The following is an 18738-nucleotide window of genomic DNA, read 5'->3' as shown; positions in this document are numbered from 1 at the left end:
AGTCACGACTGCATATGCAGTCGTGACTATAATGGTGGAGCGGGTGTCATCAAGGATGAACACCCCTCCGTTTCGGTATTTTCGTCCTCAAAAGCTTCCTCAATATCATCAAGCGGGACATTGTCGATGCTCAAAGGCTTCTTACTTGCGTTGATAATTAGGGTGAAATGATCGCCATACAAGTAGATGAATTGAACGAATATATTGATAATCGCTCTGCGCTTATTAAAATCATCAAACGGCATTTCGCACACATAATCAAGAAAGGCTAAAATTTGCGCTTCGGATAGGCAGATTTTCTTGTTGTTCTCAATAGCAAGCTGAGTTTCCAATTCCTCTTTTTCTGCTTGTCGTTTATGCAGACGCTCAGTCAGCATATCAACCGATTGTCCTTGTTCAATACCTTTTCAAAGGTTTTCAATGGCAGCATCCTTTATTTGCTGTCGAATGTGCGAAAACTCAGACGCCCGATGCAGTTGCATCAGGAGTCCGTTCATCATATTCATGGTGTTTGGTAAGCCATTTTTCAAAGTAAGCTTTGCCCTCGTCACTATCATAGAACTTCCTAATCTCTGGCGCTAATGCCTTTGCAAAAGAAGTGAGCATTTCTTCGGGTAACTCTACCTTGGTATAATCAATCCTTGTATATTTCTTCATAGGCTCACCTCATCGTTCTTGGTCACGCTGTCGAATCAGATAGCGGCGGTAATGCTCGCAAGGTTTCATAACAAAGTCTTCTGCACGAGATGCGGCATCAGGTTATGGCTGTAGACAAAGACGAAAAAAGAGTAAATGCGGTATTGCCCTTTGTTATGAACGCGCAAATAGGTGATGCAACAAATGAGGAGTTTTTGGAGTCTTTGGGCGTAAATAATTTTGATGTTTGCATCGTTGCAATCGGGGACGATTTTCAAAGCTCGCTTGAAACGACATCTCTATTAAAGGAATTGGATGCCAAAAAGATAGTTTCCCGTGCGGCACGGGAAGTACACGCAAAATTCCTTCTGCGAAACGGTGCGGATGAAATCGTATATCCCGAAAGGCAGCTTGCGGATTGGACGGCTATCCGCTATACTGCCGACCATATCCTCGATTACATAGAGTTGGACAGCGATCATGCAATTTTTGAAATTGCCGTACCCGAAAAATGGATCGGAAAAACCGTTATTGAAGCAGATGTGCGTAAAAAGCACGGTATCAATATTATGGCGATTAAACGCGACGGTAAAATGAATCTAAATTTTGCGCCTGAAACAAGCTTTATACCGGGTGACACTATTTTGGTGCTGGGTGATACCAAAAACATACAAAAGTGTTTTCACATATAAATTCCGAAAGAAGACGGAAAGCATGAAAGAATTATTGTTAGTGTGCGCAGTGGCTGTCATTATTGTGTTCGGTTACTTTATAATGAAAAAGCTTGACGATTTTTTAGCAAATAACCACCACTTAATTGACGAAGAAATTGCAGAAAACAGCCTTTTTATTGCGTTTGATAATCCTATGATCTTGGATTCGCTGATACCGCTATTTGAAAAGTTTTCAAAAGGAAAGCCGAATTGTCAGCTTCATTTCCTGTTTGGAAATACAGAGGATATATATGATAAGCTAAACAAAAATCGCATTGACTTTGGCTTTATTGAAAACAATGCTTCTGCAAATGACGATACATACCGCTGTCTTATCATTTCTACAAAGCAAAATAGTATTATCTGTGAGAAAGCAGGATGTACGATAGAACCTCCGGATTCTTCCGTAATTCAGACCGCTGTGATATGGAAAAAGGCTTCAAATAATGCCTTTGCAAATAGCTTCTCTGATTTTCTCTTTTCAAATCAAGCGGTGATCAATGCGGAATATGTAAAGTAGAAAATACTTTTATACTTGTGATATATGTGATATAATAAAAAGTAGAAAGGGGGAGTTGTAATGCAATACTTTATAAATTCAAAAGACGGGAGTCTGCAAGCCGCCCAAAACTGCGGCGATAAAAAGCCGTTTTTTACATTTATGAGTACGGCGGAATTTCACAAATGTAAAGAACAACTACCGTATTATAAAGAACTTCTTCACTGTCTTGGATCAATTCGTTATTGTAAGGCAGAGGTTTTCAAAAACTGCATCATCGGAACATTACGCCTGCCTCAAAAAAGTGAACAGCGTTCACCGCAGCTTTCCTTCAGCTTTTATTTGACGGGACAGTCGCTCTTATTTGTGGAAGATGTAGGCAATTTGAAATTATTTGTAGAAAAACGGATAAGTATGTTTCAGGAGCTGAACAGTCCGGCTCAGCTTCTTTTGCAGTTTATGGAGCAAATGATAGAGGATGATATTCTCTATCTTTCTCACATCGAGTCAGAAACAGAAAAAATGGAAGAAAATATCGGCTCCGGCGGTTCGACAGACTTTTTCCCTCTGCTCACAAAACACAGGCAAAAGCTGTCCGAATTAAATGCTTACTATGAACAACTGACAGATATCGGAGAGTTGTTTCAATCCCGCGCGTGTTCTCCATTTGCAAACGATACGCAGGACTGGGATAAATTTACCCATCGTGCCGAGAGATTGCAAAACCATGTAAAGTTGCTTCGTGAAAATATGCTTCAACTTCGTGAGCTTTATCAGTCTATGCAGGATGCGCGGCAAAATAAGATTATGGGGATTCTCACAATCGTCACCACCTTTTTCCTGCCTCTTACTTTAATTACTGGATGGTATGGAATGAACTTTGCTTATATGCCGGAGCTGAAGTGGCGATACGGTTATCTGTCGGTGATTATTGTTTCTCTTATTATCGCAATAGGAGAAATCATCTACTTCAAAAAGAAGAAATTCTTTTAATTTTTCCAACTTGAAATATGAGACTTACAGGGGCGTTTATATGGATGAAATAATGCCCCCGTGTGCCGACATACAAAGCGTTATCAGGATATTGAAGAGTTACTTAATGCGGGAATAGACGTTTATACCACGGTAAACGTTCAGCATATTGAAAGTCTAAATGACACCGTTGCATCTATAACGGGCATTATGGTACATGAGCGAATCCCCGATTCGGTGTTTGACAACGCAAGTCAGGTTGAGCTTGTGGATATTGAGCCGCAGGAATTGATTGAACGGCTGCAAGCGGGCAAAGTTTATAGCCCGACTCAAGCTGAGCGTGCTACAGAGAATTTCTTTACCGTGGAAAATCTAACGGCGCTTCGTGAAATTGCCTTGCGCCGCTGTGCCGACAGGGTGAATCTGCTTACCGAAACCGTCAGAACGAAAAGTCACAACGATTATCATACCGATGAGCATATTCTTGTCTGCTTTAAACCTTGAAGTTTGCTGATTAATAATCTCAGTTGTGCAGTCAAATGCCATTTGCACAGCAGCAGTTTCCGGAGTTTCATAGAATGAGTTTTCGCCGTCAAAGTACGGATTTTTGTATTTAGGTTTCAACACATTATTAACAAGATTTTCAAGCCATAAGTATCCCATATCACCGTCAGCATTCTCATCCAGCAAATACGGATAATACTCTTCCACAAGGGCAATCACATCTTCAATGTAATACCCCCTGCCGCTTTCCTTGGTCTTTATAGCAACATTTGTTTTGCCAAACATTTTCTTCCTGTATTTTGCTACCGAACCGTAATCCTCTTCAATCTGCTGTATATCTCGTGGTCTTATGAACAAAGTCTTGTCATGAATTAAGTCAAGTACAAACTCTCTTTCGTCTTTCATAAGCGTTGTGTCATACTCACCGCTAAGCAAAATACCGCCCTTGCAGTCATTTACCATTTCCTCAAACACATCCGTAAAGTTTGAGCCTTTCTCTCCTATGTGCTCAATAAAGCCCGTAAGCTGTTCTGCAAGTTCTTGCTTATAATTAGGATTATATTTTCCCTTAATGCCGTACTTATCCATAATTTTATCGGCAATTCTAAGATAATCCTTTTCCTCAAGTCTTACATTTTGGCTCTGTCTTAACCCACTTTCCGCTGTCTTTGACGCACTGTTGTAAATCTTAGCAACGGCAACAACCGGGTTTTTCTCAACTACTTTTTCATAGTCAATACCCTCGGGTAAATCATCTAACCAGTCATTCAGAGTATCGTCAATCGCATACCTTATATCGGGATTTTTTCCGTCAAAAGTTCCAATGTTATTCGTTGCAGATTTAACCTGAGTGTTCTCAAATGCAATATATGTTTTTGTGCTCCTGCCAAAGCTGCCGACATCATTGTTTACAATCACGCCGTCATAATTACTGTTCCTGAAATAGTCATCAATAAGCGACTTTGCCTTTTTACTTGCTTCATTAACCTTGTTGTGCCACTCTTCAAGTAAATCATCAAGTGCGTCCCTTGATACCGCCTTCTGATATTCCTCCTCAGAGATTTCTCCGTTCTTCCTTGCAACCCATAGCTTCTGATATTCTTGATTTTCCCTCTTCATTTCGTCCTGAAATTTTTGCTTGTATTCGCTGTCAATCCTCTTTACCTCATTTTTAGCGTCACTGTAACCGTCAATATTCTTAATGTAGAAGTCAACAAGCTCTTTCCTGCTGTTCGCAATAAACGGATTGCGAATATTTGCATACAAAGCCATTTGCTTATTACCACTAAGACCTATATTACTATTTGTCGGCTTCATAAATATTCCTGTCGGCATTTCGCTGTCAAACTCACCCGCACCGGTATGCTTAGTATCAAATACTGTAAAATCATTTCCCGTCTGGTGATACACTACAAGAGGCTCACCGTTGCCGTCCACAACCTTGCTTGCAGTTTTCGGCTTATTCTGCCAATCACCGAACCACCTTACAAACTGCTTGCTTTGGGTAATTTTATTAATTTTTTTATTGACATTGCTATCAATTTTGCGTATAATAATATTGGAACTCAAGTTATTAAGTACACTGGGTAATTGGTACCCTTTCTGCTTAATTATACTTTGAGTTCTTTTTTTGTCTAAATAATAAAAACCAACTTGATTATTATTTTCTAAAGCTATTGCTTCTTTTATTAAATCATGAATATTGTTTTTATTAAAGTATGTTGCTACAAGATTGACATCAATTATTTTTTTGTTATATCTACTTTCAAAATCTACCACGATAGGCGCAATTACCTGCTTATTATTTACGGATAAATCAACCAATGCAATAACTTTATGAGTACTGTCCCTGCTCTCTTTATTAGTAAAATCAGGGTGAGCAATTACCATAAGCGGATCAGAAATTTTATTATAAATTTGCTTAACCGTATTGAAACCTAAATCATGATAATTAGTGTTTTTCTTATATCTCCCCTCATTTTTCGCCCTCGCTTCTGATACTGCAACAGAATATATATGATTTTTCGTCATCGCAACAGGCAACGAATTAAATCCAATATCCTGTAACACCTTTGGGGTTCTGCCCATAATAACAACATCATTTGAATTGTATGTGTTATTCTCTATTTGGTCAACTTTCTCCTCAAAATCATTTTGCATTATATTTTCATCCGCCGAATACACTGGATCACCGCTATTAGCAAATACAACATCTTTCCTGTCAATGTCCGGACGGATGTTTTTTCTTTGCTCTGCATTGTAATCTCTTCTTGCAGAAACATCTCTTGCTTCTCTTTCTCCGCCAGTGTTATAATACATTGCCATTGCTTCTTCATCGCTGTATCCGAGATTTTTCCAGTATTCCAAATTACTTCCGTTCGCAAAATTTTCTATTCCCTGTATTGCGTGCTGAATTTCGTGAATAATCGCTTCTTTCTGCTCATCAATCGTATGCATCGGATTTAACATTATCACATTACCGTTTGAACTGTATACACCTCGATTAACCGAAGAAATCTCGTAATAAACATCTACATTCTTTAGTTGCGGATACGCTTCAAAAAGTTTTGGATGATTTATTACATCACTCAATTTCACTCCTTTTCTGTACTCAATCATTTTTTCGTCAAGATTGTAGTATTCATTTTCCTCTGCTTTTGTTGCTGTATCATTTACAATCTTTTCTTCAAGCTCTGCACTTTTAACTTTCATTTTCGCAAGTTCAATTGCGGCAGCTCTGTTCTTTTCGATATCTGTTTTAAACTCTAATTCGCTGTTATCTATCTCAAATCGCCACTTGCCGTCATATCCCTTAAACCAACCCGTTTCCTTACGGATTTTCTCGGAATCTGTACCGTCCTTTTCAAGCTCCATAGCTTTCTCAAGTGCACTCTTGTCCGCAGTTTCTGCTTTCAATCCTCCCATGCTGTATTTGATATCATTGCTACTTTCGTCATTTTTCGTATTGACATTATTTCTGTTTTCGGATATACTGTTAGTGACGAAGTTGGGGTTTATGTGCGAGCTCCTCTTGCCTTTGGCATTTGAGAGCACGACGCCGTACCCAACTTCGTTTATTTTATTTATATCGTAAAGTATATTTCGCCCATCTTTAGACTTTGCAATATTTAATGTTACCGAATATAGCTTGCCATACTTATCCATTACAATAGCATTTCTATATTCCCATCCGTTTTCATCTAACCATTGATGTGAATGTTCTGCATTTTCATTTTGCTTTTCTGAAATATTTATTACTTCATCAGAATGAACGATTACTAACTTACTGTTTCTGTCTGACTTTCTTGATAATTTATCAATAACTTTATGACTGTTGTTAGCACCATTTTTAGTTACTCGTTCATTCGGCTTTGCAAATTCTATAATTTCTTCTTTACCGTTCTCGTCAAATGTTAAAAACTTTTTTCCTGTAAGATGTTTTGAAATAAAATTTCTAAAAGTTTTACCCCAATTGCGTGGTGGAATCCCTTTAAATATGTTTGTATCAAGAACAACCACCTTATCATATATTTCACCTGAAACCTTATTTTTTACATTTTCTTTAATTGAATACTTAACATCTCCACTCTCAACACCCTTGTCGGTGTTATTTTTTTGCTCATTTGTAATTACTTCTTCACTTTTTGCCTTAATGTTATCCGCTGCATCGCTAAACATTTCTGCAAGTTTGTCAAGCGCCTTTACATCATTTACAAATGCTTGAGCTGCTTCGTTTGTTGTATGAGTAATGATAAACTCTTTAATTTTGCTCGCAAGATTTTTTATTGCATTTGCAAGTTTTTGAAGAACCCCCTCATCTGCCTTTGCAACCTGCAAAGCCTTATGCATTGCACTTTCATCACCTGCAATAGCCATAATGGAGTTGCAGACAATTTCTTCTATACAATCCTCGTTTGTGGTCAATCTGTCACCGTAATTAATCTTAACATTATCAGCCATTTTCATTACATCGTGACCGCTCGCATACAGATAGTCCACAACAAAGTTTCTTATAAGCCTGTAATCTTTCGGACTTTCCCTGCGAAACGAATGCATGCTTTCGTGCATTGCAACAGGTAAAATATAATTGCCGTTAAGGCTTGCTCTTATGTATATTTTACCGTTTCTAAAATCAATTCTTCCGTTTTCGTCCATATCGGCAGTGAGTATAATCTCCTTGCCTGTCATTTCACTTAATTTTTCAAGTGCAAGTCTTGTACCCTCATCAAGGTTTACCGTTTCCTCGGCACTCTTCTCAACATACACATTAGCCTTTACATTTGAACTTCTGTCTATTCTCGCAAGTTTTTCTTCATTGTTGAAGAATAAATCAGAATCTTTATTGCCCGCCTCAACCGCAAGCATTGCTCTCTGCGGACCGATTGCGTCAATATATTTCCCGTAATATTTCATTGCGGCTACTCTGTTATAACGGGCTCCCATTTTTCCCGCTTCGTATAATTGTGTAAATGTATCTATATAATTATTAATATTGCTTTCTTTGCCTTTAAAATTAACATAATCGCCGTATTCCTGCACAAGCGTGCCTGCTCCGTTCGTGTCAAAATTCTTTGCTGCATTCATAAGAATATTATATTCAGGCAAGTTAAATGTAAGGCTGTCGGTGTTATATACCCTGCCGTCACTTGCAATAACACGCACCTTATTATCTGCTTCACCATAAGCTCTTGAACTGCTTTCCACACCTACTATTACTACCCTGTTTCCTTTTCTGTCAGTAGCGTTCAAGCCGTTTTTATGGTTACTTCCGAATTTGTACTTGCTATGTTCTTCAATTTTTTCTTTGCTTATAGTTTCGTTGTTCTCGGTATTAGCCGCTGCTTTTTCCTCTGTACCGGTATTCTCCCCTTTGTTTTCGTCTGTATTCTCGCTGACTACACCGCTGATGTTCTCCGTTTCGAGCAGCTTAACAAGGTTTCCCACATCTACACTGTCAACCTTGTAATTCTCATTTTTGCTCATCTTCTTCTCAATCGACTTAGCAATATTCTCAGCTTTTTCGTTACTACTGTTTTTTGCTTGTTCCAAAAGCAGATTAATGTCAAAGTTCTCATCTGACATAACCTCTTTGCCAATCTCTTCCGCACTCTTTTTCATATCAATATTGGTGTTTATTTTGCCTTTGGCATAACTAATGCCGCTTACCGTACCGCCGAGCACGCCGCCGCTTACAGCACCGCCTGCTGCATCAAGTAACACCTGTTTTCCAAAATTCTCTGCACATTTTGCTGTTGCTTCATCTTTTGTATAACCCTCATCAATGTACCCCTGGTATTCAAGTGCTATAGATGACATATTACCGTTAATAATACAGTCTGTCATAGTATTGGCAATAGTGGTTAATCCCTCCTCGCTTGCCTCCGTAAACATCTGCTTACCTGCATTCTTATGCCGTCTGTTCTTGGGTTAAGAATAAATCATATGTCACATTAAGTGCATCACAGATTTTGGCATACTCCTCAATGTCGTTCTTTCTTTTACCGTTAAGATAGGCGTGTCGGCAAAATTATGTATATAAGCTTTAAGTAGCTTTTTATTTTACAACTTACTGTGCAAATAATTAACAAATTTGTTTAAAAAGGAATTTTATTATGAAAAAAATTTTTTCAAATATTATTGGCAACATAGTTTATTTTTTTAAGTATGAATATAAATTCGTTTTAGGAGCATTCTTAGCATTACTCGAATTTATGTTACTCTATATAATATTCAGTAACATAATTGCATTTAACTTTTCAGGTACATTAATTATTTTTCTTGCAATCGTCCCATGGATTGTCTTCGGAGTATTTGCAAATATTAAAAACGACAAATACCAAAAGTTTTGGTTTAACGAAAAAAATGTACAGGTTATCCTTAATGCAATTAATTCTTCTGCTTCCGCTTCTTATGTAGTGGCAGAATACGAAAGATTTATTTCTTTTGAAAAGATGAACTATTCGTTCATGGCAAAATACTTTATTTCCGACAAATGTAAAACCGATAAGTTTCAATATGAATTTGCGGCAAAAGAATATTCTCTTTATCGCTTTTGTGAGTTTTATACTCTTTTTGTTTATTGCCAAGAGTATTCAATCAAGGAATATCCTGTTAATCAAGAAAAAATAATCCAATTAACGAGCCAGTATATAAGTAATACTGTATCAGACTACTTAACTGATTATTATTATAAAAGTAAGTCAAGCACTATTAGACCGTATGATATGGAAAAAATGCTTGCAACTTACATATCTTTCACAGTCTTTCATAAGCAAAAATTATCTTTTAACAGTTTTATCCGTTTTGCTTTTGATTATAGTATATATAATAGAGATGAAACGAATGCAAAAAAATTACAAAATTTTTGGCGAGATAATAACCTCACAAGGGAAGAAAAAGAAGGCTATTATGTAGACGACAGCTTTCAAGGCATTAATTCATATATGATTTAATCAATTATAAATGAATGTATAATAAACTGCATTTTTATAATACTCCTTTAAATATTGATATTACTAATCATAGACAAAAGGAAATAGCAATTATAATAATACACGGAGGAATTAAAATGTTTCTAAGTTTTGTAAGCGGATTCTATTTATATGGTTCGTTGTGCTCTCCTTGTTTTCTTATAGGTTCATACTTTGATATAAAAAATTTGTGGTTAATTATTCCTGTATTATTAGCGGTAATAGGAAAGCACCTGACAGAAGAGTATTATTTATATTGGATCCCGTCAATTTACAGCGGTGTTTCAATAGCAATTGCAGAAATTAACACACTCTTTTTTATGCCAAAATCATATTATGACTATGATATGTATATGTATCTTGGCATTATTACCATTATTCTATGGTTTGTTTTAGGTGCACTTTATTATTACGCAGTCCATAAATATGAAAAATAATAGTATCATTATCTATGATTTTAAGATGACGAACTTGAGGAGCTTGACCGCCAAAGGAAGAAGAAATGAACAAAGTCCGTATCCTCGGCAAAGCCGTAGGGTTTTACAGCAGGGTTTATTGATTTCTGTTGTAAATCTGTTGCAAATCACTATATATAGAAAAAAGCGAAATAACAATTAAAATAAAAAAATCCTCGTACTGCTGGAACAGTACAAGGAAAATTGAAAGGTGTCGGCATTTTTACTTCAAGAGCCGATACCAATTGCAGGAGGGATGATCATGGCAAACGCAAAAAAATTAAAATCAGGCAACTGGCGAGTACTTGAATATGATTATACAGACGAAAACAATAAAAGGCATTACAAGTCATTTACCGCCTCAACTAAAAAAGAGGCAGAATATATGGCAAAGGAATACAGTCATAACAAGCAAAGAGGTGCTAAAACATACAATGACCTCACCTTGCAGGAAGCATACCGCTGTTACATAGACAGCAAATCATCGGTTCTTGCCCCTTCAACAATAGACGGCTATGAAAAAAATTTGCGAAATGATTTTAAAATGCTAATGCCTATGAAGCTGAGTAATATAAATCAAGAGCATATTCAGCTTGCCGTCAACGAGATGTCAGCAACAAAATCTCCTAAATCAGTACGCAACTCCCACGGACTGTTGTCTGCGGTTCTGCGTGCATACAAGCCCCAGCTAATTCTTACTACTCGCCTACCGCAAAAAGTAGAGCCAACATACACAATTCCCACTACAGAAGAAATCAATACTCTGCTCGCCAACGCAAACGATTTCATAAGAGTGCCAATTCTGCTTGCAAGCTCCGGCAGTCTTCGCCGTTCCGAGGTGTGTGCCCTAACTCTTAACGATGTAAGCGACCTCGGAGTAACGGTAAATAAAGCAGCTGTCTATGACAAAAACAATAATGTCGTAATAAAGCCGCCAAAAACGAATGCAGGTAATCGCTTTGTTCCCTTGCCTCCTCACATCATAAAAGAGGTCAAAGAATGGAAATACTTTGGTTGCTCTCCGGCAAAGCTATCTGACTCATTCAACAGACTTGTACAACAATGTAAAGTGCCGCATATATCCTTTCACAAACTACGCCATTACTTTGCTTCCGAACTCCACGCCTGCGGTATCCCAGACAAGCACATAGCTCAAATCTGAGATTGGAAATCTGTTGCAGTACTGCAAAATATCTATCAGCACACTCTAAGAGATAAGCAGAAAGAAATGAATAAGAAAATCATAAACATTTTTCAGAATAATTTTACCGCTGATTCAAGCAATCTACAAAACCAAGCATAATTCTAAGTTAAGTATTTAAGGCAACAAGCTATCCAAAAACAAAAAACTTAATCATTCAATAACAGTAATGCAACACGATTTACAGCCACTTTTTTCTATAAATTCGTGTTGCATTTCGTGTTGCATTTATACTCAAAACACCTATTTTTACCGCTAATTTCTGTTTTTTACAATTAAATACACAAACTAAAAAATCCAGCAAACAAGCCAATAATTTTTAAAATGGCTTATCTGCTGGATTTTTGTTTTGGTGGAGATGAGGGGAATCGAACCCCTGTCCGAAAAGTATTTGCCAAGGCTTTCTACGAGCGTAGTTGTCGTTTTAAAATTCCCTTACCGCAGCACCCGACAACGGGTTATACGGCTCGGTAGCTTCTAATGTGTGACACAGCCCGAAGCATTGCTGTATTCACATTTACCACTAATCGACGCCCCTTACACAGCCGTGGTACTCTGTGCAGGAACGAGCAGCTTACGCTGCTAATCTAACTGTAGTTTTGTCAGTTATTTTAAAAGTTGCGGATTTTATAGTGGCTCTCCGCACCACTGCTCGCTTACCGAGGTTCACGCTCCCCGTCGAAGCCTTTACATCCCCGGATATAAACAAAGTTTAGCCTGTTTTTAGACTATCATTATACTATATATAACAAGCATTGTCAATCACTTTTTGTCATATATGCTAAATTATCAAATTTTATTTAAAGACTGACAAAATGAGCCGCACAAATTAATGTACGGCTCTTTGTTATTATTTGCTGTGCTTATCTTTTTTCTTTTTTATATGAATTTCGGGAACTGCCACTGTATCATAAATAACAGATTCGTCGGCATTAGGTTTTTCGCTTGATATTTGCTTTACCTTACCTGTGTGAATTTCAGGAAAAGCAAGGTTTTCGGTTTCTACAAAATATTTATCCTTATCCTTCATAATATTACCTCCATTTTACAACAGATTAATAAAGAATGTAATTGTAAGGCTGTTAAGAAAATCTGCAAACAAGCTGCCTACTATAGGAATAATCAGATATGCTTTTACAGAAGGCTCATACTTTTCACAGATTGCCTGCATATTTGCCATAGCGTTAGGAGTTGCGCCCATACCAAATCCGCAAGTACCGGCTACTAATACCGCCGCATCGTAATTCCTGCCCATTACATTGAAAACCACAATATAAGAGAATAGGAACATTAGAGCTACCTGTCCTGCAAGCAATATAACAAGCGGAAGTGCAAGGTCAGCAAGCTGCCAGAGTTTTAGTGTAATCATTGCAATGCCGAGGAAAAGCGAAAGGCAAATACCGCCGAGGTCGTTAATTTCACCCATATGAATTGTAATTTTGCCTGTGTATTCGCCGATATTACGCATAATTGCCGCTGCAATCATTGCTCCGATGTAGATTGGAAATGTCATACCTGTGAGCGAGAGCAATTTTGAAAATATCGTGCCGATACCTACCGCAATTATAAGCTGAAATACAGCCGGCGCATACATCGAAAAATGTCTTTCGTGCTTTTCTTCTTCTTCAACAAGAAGAGTATCGTCATCATTTTTGATTGTTTCAAGAAGATTGTGCTTTTTAATAAGTCTGTTGCCGATTGGCCCGCCCATAAGCGAACCTGCAACAAGACCAAATGTTGCCGCCGCAGTGCATACAGTTGTTGCTCCGCTAATACCGAAGTCCTCAAGCACCGGACCGAATGCACCTGCCGTACCGTGACCGCCTACCATTGGGATTGAACCCGTTGTCATACCCGTAAGCGAATCAAGTCCGAGGAGATTTGCAAGTCCTATGGCTGTGAAGTTCTGAGTTATTATAAGAACAATTACAAGTACAAGAAAAATAAGCAACGGTTTTCCACCGCTTTTAAGTACCTTTAAGTTTGCCTGGAAACCTACCGAGGTAAAGAAAAATACCATACATACTTCTTTTAAAGTATCGTCAAAATCAATTTCAAGTATTCCTGTAGAATAGCAAATCAAAGTAAATATTGCGAATATCAATCCGCCAATTACCGGTGCGGGAATACAGAATTTTTCAAGAAAAGAAATTTTTCTTTTAAGGAAAGCTCCTAATATCAGTACAACTACAGCAACTGCGATTGTCTGATACATATCAAGTGTAATGCTCAATGTTTACATTCCTTTCGCAGTTATTCTGCTGTTTTTACTTCAATGCCTTTTTCACTGTAATATTCTGCCGCACCGCTGTGGAACGGAATATTTACACCTGTTACGGCATCTTTTTCTATAATATCAAGGTCAGCCGAAACAGTAAGCTGAAGTTCGTTTGCGTTATCAAACACAAGTTTTGTAAGTGTTTTCACCTTATCATTTGAAAGTCTGTCACTTACAATAAGTACCGATTTTACTCCAACGGTATTTACATCCTTAGTCTGACCGTTGTATGTGTTTCCGTCAACCTTGCAGTCAATGTACGAATACGCTGATTTAAGCTTGTCTGACGCTTCTTTGTCAATGCTAAGAAGTTTTATGTCGCACTGTCTTGAAAGCTCTTCCACAACTGTGGCGTTTATGCCGACTGTCCAAAACAAAGCGTCAACCTCACCCGATACGAGTGCCTTGGCTGAATCCGCATAATTAAAGTTTTCCTCTTTAACCATTTTTTCATTCAAACCGTATGCGGATAAAATCTGTTTTGCATTGAGTTGTGAACCCGATTCTTCTTCACCGACGCTGACCGTTTTACCGAGTAAATCATGAACGCTGTTAATGTCAGAATCTGCCCTTACTATAATATGGCACACTTCGGTGTAAAGAGCCGCAACAGCGCTGTAATCTTTATATGCTGTTTTAAATGAATTTTCTCCGTTATATGCGTCGCTTATAATATCAGATTGAGCAATTGCCGCATCAAGATAACCTTGTGACAGCAAACGAACATTTGCCGCAGAGCCTGCTGTGGTCTTTACTTCAATCTTAAGAGCGCTGTCATTTTCGGCAAGCTGTTTTAATGAAGTTGCCGCCTGATGATAAACACCGCCCAAACCTGCCGCTCCGAATCGAATACTTCCGTCCCCCATCGAACAACCGCAAAGCAAAACAGTTAACACAACAAGCAGAAGTGCAATAATTTTTTTCATCTTACCGCCTCTTTTTTTAATAGAAAAGAGGAATTGTAAACAGCGTACAATTCCCCGATATTTACAATTGATTATAACATATTTAGTGTAAAAATGTCAAACCTGCAAATTGCTAATTAAGTTTCAATTCAACCTTGCTGCCGCCTGACTTTTCTTTAGTTACGACAAGCTGTTTGTCTATCTCACTTCTAAGTTCAGCCACATGAGATATGATACCGACAAGTCGATTATTTTCTGAAAGTCCCGACAGTGCTTGCATTGCCTGTCTTAAAGTTTCTTCATCAAGCGAACCGAATCCTTCGTCAACAAACATTGTTTCCATTTTAATGCCGCCTGCCGATGCCTGTATCTCATCGGAAAGTCCAAGCGCAAGTGAAAGCGATGCAATAAAGGATTCGCCGCCCGATAAACTTTTTACACTTCGCTCCGTACCGTTGTAATGGTCAATAACATTTAAGTCAAGTCCGCTTTTACTACTTAAATTATCCGCAACATCTTTTCGTTTGAGGTCGTATTTACTTCCCGACATTTTCATAAGATGAACATTTGCACGAGCTATTATTTTATCAAAAAATGCAGTCTGAATATAAGTTTCAAGAGTGATTTTCTGCTTACCCGTTATGTTGCCGTTTACCGTATCGGAAAGTGAATTTATAAGTTTCCACCTTTCTTCCAGCTTTGCAAGATCTGCCGCTTGAGCAGAAAGATTTTTAAGAACGGTATTATTTGCTATTATACGCTGTGTGATTATATTGTTTAAATCCGTAATCTGTTTTTTCTCTTTTGCAACAGTATCTCTCTCCTGTTTTTTATCGTCAATGTTAATCTCTTCAACATCTTTTAAAATATCGTTTAGTTGTGTTATTTGCGTTTTAAATTCATTGACTGATTTTTCACACTCTTTATACGCATTTTCGGCTTTTAACAATTCGGCTTTGTTTTGTTCAATTTTCTTTTCAAGTTTCGATTTCTCGTTTAAAGCCGCTGTTTTGTTTTCAAATTTAAGTTTTCCCCGTAAATTTTCCTTTCGTTTATTTTGCTCATCTATAGCCGCAGAATATGAAGATATATCAGTCTTAAGATTTGTAATTGATTCATTAATTTTGCTGATTTTTTCTTTTGTATCTTCCGTTAATTTTAAAATTTCGGCTTTTCGTCTTAATTTTTTATTTTCTTCGGCAATTTTTAAATTTAAATCCTGTTTTTGCTCGGATATTTCTTTGAGTTTTTCCGATATTACCGTTTCGGCATTTTCAAAATCAGCATCTGTTTTTAACTTTTCGAAATTATTTTCCGCAGTGTTTTTTGCATTGTCGTAAATGCCTTTTTTCTCGCCTGCTTTACTGCTTAAAACATTTGCCTTATCCTGTAAATCTTTTGCGTCTTTTTCGGACTTTTTTACCTCTGATTCGGTAGGTGCGTTCACAGCCTTTTCTGCCTTATGCGGATGAGTGCAAGAACCGCATACGGGGCAAGGCTCACCGTCAACCAATGTTTCTGCTATTATACCCGCTTGCTCACTGTTAAACTCAAGGCGCATTTTATCTGCAATTTCTTTTTTGGCAGTAGCTTTTTCTTGAGCGGCGCTGTATTCCTTTTGAGCAGTTAAAAATGCTTTTTTAATTATTTCAAGATTTTTTATCTCTTTTTGCAGACTTATAAATTCAGTTTCTTTGGCAGCGATTTTTTCAAGTTCAGTACTGAATTTCACTCTATTTTCTGATGAATTTTCAAGTTCAAAACTCTCTTTTTCATATGACTTTAAACTTAAATTATATTCCGCAAGTTTAGTTTCGTTTGTCTGACAGTCGATTTTGCATTTTTCAAGATTATTTGAATTACTCTTGATTTTATTTTCCAACAAATCAAGTTCATCATAATCATTAAGCTGTTGTTCAAGTATAGTTACATTCTTTTCAAGTTCCTGTGTAATCGGCTCTTTCTGCTTTTCAATATCATAGAGCTTTTTTAATTCTTCAGATTTCGGCAATGCCTGCTCGTACTTATTTTTTGCCGTTGCAAGCAATTCACGGTTTTTATTCTGTTCCTCGGCTTTTGAAATTATTTCAGTAATACTGCTGATTTTTTCTTCTGATTTTTCGGTCTGCTGATATAATAATTTTGATTTTTGCGTATCCTCGTCAATAATTTTGTTTATAAGTTCAATTACCTCAACCACCGATAATTCGCCGTTTTTAGCCTTTTGGGTTTCTATATACAGCACATTTTCTTCACTGCATCCGATATTTTTTATATCGTTATCTACGCTTACTTTTTTTATTTTGAGTTCGTCTTTTATTTTGCTGAAATCGGATTTTACTCTGTCCTGAAATTCAAGATATATGTCTGTTTTAAAGATATTTCTTAGAATTTTCTGCCTTTCCTTGGTATCGGCAAGCAGAAGTTTTAGAAAATCTCCCTGTGCTATCATTGCAATTTGTGAAAATTGAGCGTCGTTTACACCGAGTATTTCTTCAATTTTTGTATCAACAACCTTTTTATTGGTTTCTACTCTGCCGTCGGGCAACACCAATTCTGCGCCTGCCGATTGTTTTGTAAAACCGTTTCCTCTCGCCTTTTTCCTTTCATACTCGGGATTGCGTTTCACGGTATACTGCTTGTTGCCGTTTACAAAGGTCAGTTCAACTGTTGTAGGAGTATCGTTATCCGCATATTTTGAACGAAGCATAGATGAATCACGGTTGTTTCCGCTTGCTTCACCGTAAAGCGCATATTTTATACCGTCAAAAATTGTGGTTTTACCTGCGCCTGTGTCGCCCGTAATCAGATACAGACCGCTGACTCCAAGCTTGTCAAAATCTATTTCCTGTTTACCCGCATACGGGCCGAATGCAGACATAACAAGTCTTATCGGTCTCACAATGACTCCTCCTTTATCTGTTCTATTAAATCACTTGCATATTCAAGCTGTTGTTCTGTCATTTGCTTTCCGTTCTGTTTTTCAAAAAACTCCGAAACTAATTCAATTTCCGATTTTCTTTCAGTTTCCTGCGCCTGCGTGATGTCATACGATGACCTTGTCCTCGTATTGTCATAATCAAGTTTCATTAAATTATGATAAATATTGCGCAGTCTTTCTACCGCATACGGCACATCATCTTCATCTGTAAGTATAATATGCAGATAATCTTCTGTGGCAGTACCCTCATAGTTTTCTCTGTTTACAAGTTCATCGTAACTTCCTTTTATTTCTCGCATATCATGCAAAGGAATAAGCGGTATTGTCGTAACATCTATATCTTCTTTTTCTTTAATTTCAACTATTGTAACGGATTTTTCGTGATTTATTTCCGAAAACGAATATTTTAACGGTGTACCGCAATAACGAACAGTAGATTTACCGACATTTTGCGGACGGTGAATATGACCGAGCGCCACATAATCAAAATCGTCAAAAACATACGAATCTACATTGTCGGTTCCGCCTACTGCGATAATTTCGGAATCCGAGCGTTCTGCGCCTGTTACAAACTGATGTGTAACAATTACATTTCTGGCATTTTTATCTATGTTCATATTTGATATTGCCACACGAATTGCTTCGGTATAGGTATTGATTTCTTCATCTTCAAAAAATCTTCTTACATTTGACGGCTTAATAAACGGTAAAAGATAAAAATTAATTTTTCCGTAATCATCTGTAAGCGAAACAAAATCCGTACTGCCGTTATACACCTGTGACATATGTATTCCGCTTTTACCCATAAAACGAGAACCAAACGCAATACGCTCCGGCGAATCGTGATTACCGCTTATTACAATTACCTGCAAACTTCTTTCAGTAAGTTTGTATAAAAAGTCATCAAACAACTGTACAGCCTCTGCGGAAGGGACAGGTTTGTCATATACATCGCCTGCAATTATTACAGCCTGTGGCTTTTGTTCGTCAATTATATTTATAATTTTTATCAATATATATTTCTGATCTTCAAGCATAGAATAGCCGTTTACACGCTTTCCGAGATGCAGATCGGATAAATGCATAAATTTCATAACATCATTCCTAATTTTGTTATTTTGCTTAATTATAACATACTTTTTTAGAAAATTAAAGATATTATAA

General features: G+C 37.3%; 14 protein-coding genes, 1 other RNA gene and 1 pseudogene. 7 read left to right on the top strand and 9 right to left on the bottom strand.

The window, feature by feature from the left end; translation table 11 throughout:
* Positions 1–26: 26 nt before the first annotated feature.
* Together KGF34_RS01420 and KGF34_RS01415 are read right to left on the bottom strand one after the other, a co-directional pair.
* A complete protein-coding gene (locus tag KGF34_RS01420; RefSeq protein ID WP_252559591.1) occupies positions 27–377 on the bottom strand; it encodes a hypothetical protein in 351 nt (116 codons plus the stop codon).
* 82 nt (positions 378–459) lie between these two features.
* Positions 460–657 (bottom strand): hypothetical protein, encoded by a 198-nt coding sequence (locus tag KGF34_RS01415; RefSeq protein WP_252559590.1) that lies wholly within the window; start codon positions 655–657, stop codon positions 460–462.
* Positions 658–746: 89 nt separating this feature from the next.
* Between KGF34_RS01415 and KGF34_RS01410 the strand changes: the two genes are divergently transcribed.
* The 4 genes and pseudogenes from KGF34_RS01410 to KGF34_RS01395 form a co-directional block, all read left to right on the top strand.
* On the top strand, positions 747–1328 hold the full coding sequence (locus KGF34_RS01410) for a TrkA family potassium uptake protein (protein WP_333780929.1): 582 nt from the start codon (positions 747–749) through the stop codon (positions 1326–1328).
* A 22-nt stretch (positions 1329–1350) separates the two neighbouring features.
* Complete coding sequence (locus KGF34_RS01405) at positions 1351–1869, top strand: hypothetical protein (RefSeq protein ID WP_252559589.1); 519 nt, start codon at positions 1351–1353, stop codon at positions 1867–1869.
* 60 nt (positions 1870–1929) lie between these two features.
* Positions 1930–2841, top strand: coding sequence for a CorA family divalent cation transporter (locus KGF34_RS01400; protein WP_022234639.1), 912 nt, complete (start codon positions 1930–1932; stop codon positions 2839–2841).
* Positions 2842–2889: 48 nt separating this feature from the next.
* Positions 2890–3312 (top strand): annotated as a pseudogene (locus tag KGF34_RS01395) (histidine kinase); the annotation flags it as partial.
* Here the strand turns inward: KGF34_RS01395 and KGF34_RS01390 are convergent.
* Positions 3193–6249, bottom strand: coding sequence for an LPD23 domain-containing protein (locus KGF34_RS01390; RefSeq protein ID WP_289780778.1), 3057 nt, complete (start codon positions 6247–6249; stop codon positions 3193–3195). The pseudogene KGF34_RS01395 and the gene KGF34_RS01390 sit on opposite strands and share 120 nt — an antisense overlap.
* A gap of 2687 nt (positions 6250–8936) precedes the next feature.
* Between KGF34_RS01390 and KGF34_RS01385 the strand changes: the two genes are divergently transcribed.
* The 3 genes from KGF34_RS01385 to KGF34_RS01375 all read left to right on the top strand — a co-directional run bounded on the left by KGF34_RS01385 (position 8937) and on the right by KGF34_RS01375 (position 11411).
* Complete coding sequence (locus tag KGF34_RS01385; protein WP_252559588.1) at positions 8937–9776, top strand: hypothetical protein; 840 nt, start codon at positions 8937–8939, stop codon at positions 9774–9776.
* 116 nt (positions 9777–9892) lie between these two features.
* The gene (locus KGF34_RS01380) at positions 9893–10231 is read left to right on the top strand and encodes a hypothetical protein (RefSeq protein ID WP_252559587.1); all 339 of its coding nucleotides are present in this window, start codon (positions 9893–9895) and stop codon (positions 10229–10231) included.
* A gap of 280 nt (positions 10232–10511) precedes the next feature.
* Complete coding sequence (locus KGF34_RS01375) at positions 10512–11411, top strand: site-specific integrase (RefSeq protein ID WP_252559586.1); 900 nt, start codon at positions 10512–10514, stop codon at positions 11409–11411.
* 389 nt (positions 11412–11800) lie between these two features.
* Here the strand turns inward: KGF34_RS01375 and ssrA are convergent.
* From ssrA to KGF34_RS01345, 6 genes are all read right to left on the bottom strand, one after another.
* Positions 11801–12147, bottom strand: a transfer-messenger RNA (tmRNA) gene (ssrA, locus tag KGF34_RS01370).
* 153 nt (positions 12148–12300) lie between these two features.
* On the bottom strand, positions 12301–12480 hold the full coding sequence (locus tag KGF34_RS01365; protein ID WP_022234618.1) for a hypothetical protein: 180 nt from the start codon (positions 12478–12480) through the stop codon (positions 12301–12303).
* Between the two features lie 15 nt (positions 12481–12495).
* The gene (gltS, locus tag KGF34_RS01360; protein WP_186936255.1) at positions 12496–13683 is read right to left on the bottom strand and encodes a sodium/glutamate symporter; all 1188 of its coding nucleotides are present in this window, start codon (positions 13681–13683) and stop codon (positions 12496–12498) included.
* 20 nt (positions 13684–13703) lie between these two features.
* Complete coding sequence (locus tag KGF34_RS01355) at positions 13704–14654, bottom strand: TAXI family TRAP transporter solute-binding subunit (protein ID WP_252559585.1); 951 nt, start codon at positions 14652–14654, stop codon at positions 13704–13706.
* 112 nt (positions 14655–14766) lie between these two features.
* A complete protein-coding gene (locus KGF34_RS01350; RefSeq protein ID WP_252559584.1) occupies positions 14767–17535 on the bottom strand; it encodes an SMC family ATPase in 2769 nt (922 codons plus the stop codon).
* Positions 17532–18668: an exonuclease SbcCD subunit D gene (locus KGF34_RS01345; protein WP_252559583.1), complete on the bottom strand. Its 1137-nt coding sequence runs from the start codon at positions 18666–18668 to the stop codon at positions 17532–17534. Before KGF34_RS01345 ends, KGF34_RS01350 begins: the two co-directional genes overlap by 4 nt.
* Between the last annotated feature and the right edge of the window lie 70 nt (positions 18669–18738).

Origin of the sequence: Ruminococcus sp. FMBCY1 (assembly GCF_023921805.1) — a bacterium.
Taxonomy (GTDB): Bacteria; Bacillota; Clostridia; order Oscillospirales; family Acutalibacteraceae; genus Ruminococcoides; species Ruminococcoides intestinale_A.
Note: the sequence above shows the minus strand (reverse complement) of the source record. Positions and strands in the feature narration are given on the sequence as shown.

What these genes read in the sequence shown, in the direction of transcription:
- KGF34_RS01355 (WP_252559585.1), bottom strand. Translation starts at nt 14,654, where the DNA reads ATGAAAAAAATTATTGCACTTCTGCTTGTTGTGTTAACTGTTTTGCTT.
- KGF34_RS01345 (WP_252559583.1), bottom strand. Translation starts at nt 18,668, where the DNA reads ATGAAATTTATGCATTTATCCGATCTGCATCTCGGAAAGCGTGTAAAC.
- KGF34_RS01405 (WP_252559589.1), top strand. Translation starts at nt 1,351, where the DNA reads ATGAAAGAATTATTGTTAGTGTGCGCAGTGGCTGTCATTATTGTGTTC.
- KGF34_RS01400 (WP_022234639.1), top strand. Translation starts at nt 1,930, where the DNA reads ATGCAATACTTTATAAATTCAAAAGACGGGAGTCTGCAAGCCGCCCAA.
- KGF34_RS01420 (WP_252559591.1), bottom strand. Translation starts at nt 377, where the DNA reads ATGCTGACTGAGCGTCTGCATAAACGACAAGCAGAAAAAGAGGAATTG.
- KGF34_RS01375 (WP_252559586.1), top strand. Translation starts at nt 10,512, where the DNA reads ATGGCAAACGCAAAAAAATTAAAATCAGGCAACTGGCGAGTACTTGAA.
- KGF34_RS01385 (WP_252559588.1), top strand. Translation starts at nt 8,937, where the DNA reads ATGAAAAAAATTTTTTCAAATATTATTGGCAACATAGTTTATTTTTTT.
- KGF34_RS01365 (WP_022234618.1), bottom strand. Translation starts at nt 12,480, where the DNA reads ATGAAGGATAAGGATAAATATTTTGTAGAAACCGAAAACCTTGCTTTT.
- KGF34_RS01415 (WP_252559590.1), bottom strand. Translation starts at nt 657, where the DNA reads ATGAAGAAATATACAAGGATTGATTATACCAAGGTAGAGTTACCCGAA.
- KGF34_RS01380 (WP_252559587.1), top strand. Translation starts at nt 9,893, where the DNA reads ATGTTTCTAAGTTTTGTAAGCGGATTCTATTTATATGGTTCGTTGTGC.
- KGF34_RS01410 (WP_333780929.1), top strand. Translation starts at nt 747, where the DNA reads ATGCGGCATCAGGTTATGGCTGTAGACAAAGACGAAAAAAGAGTAAAT.
- KGF34_RS01390 (WP_289780778.1), bottom strand. Translation starts at nt 6,249, where the DNA reads ATGGGAGGATTGAAAGCAGAAACTGCGGACAAGAGTGCACTTGAGAAA.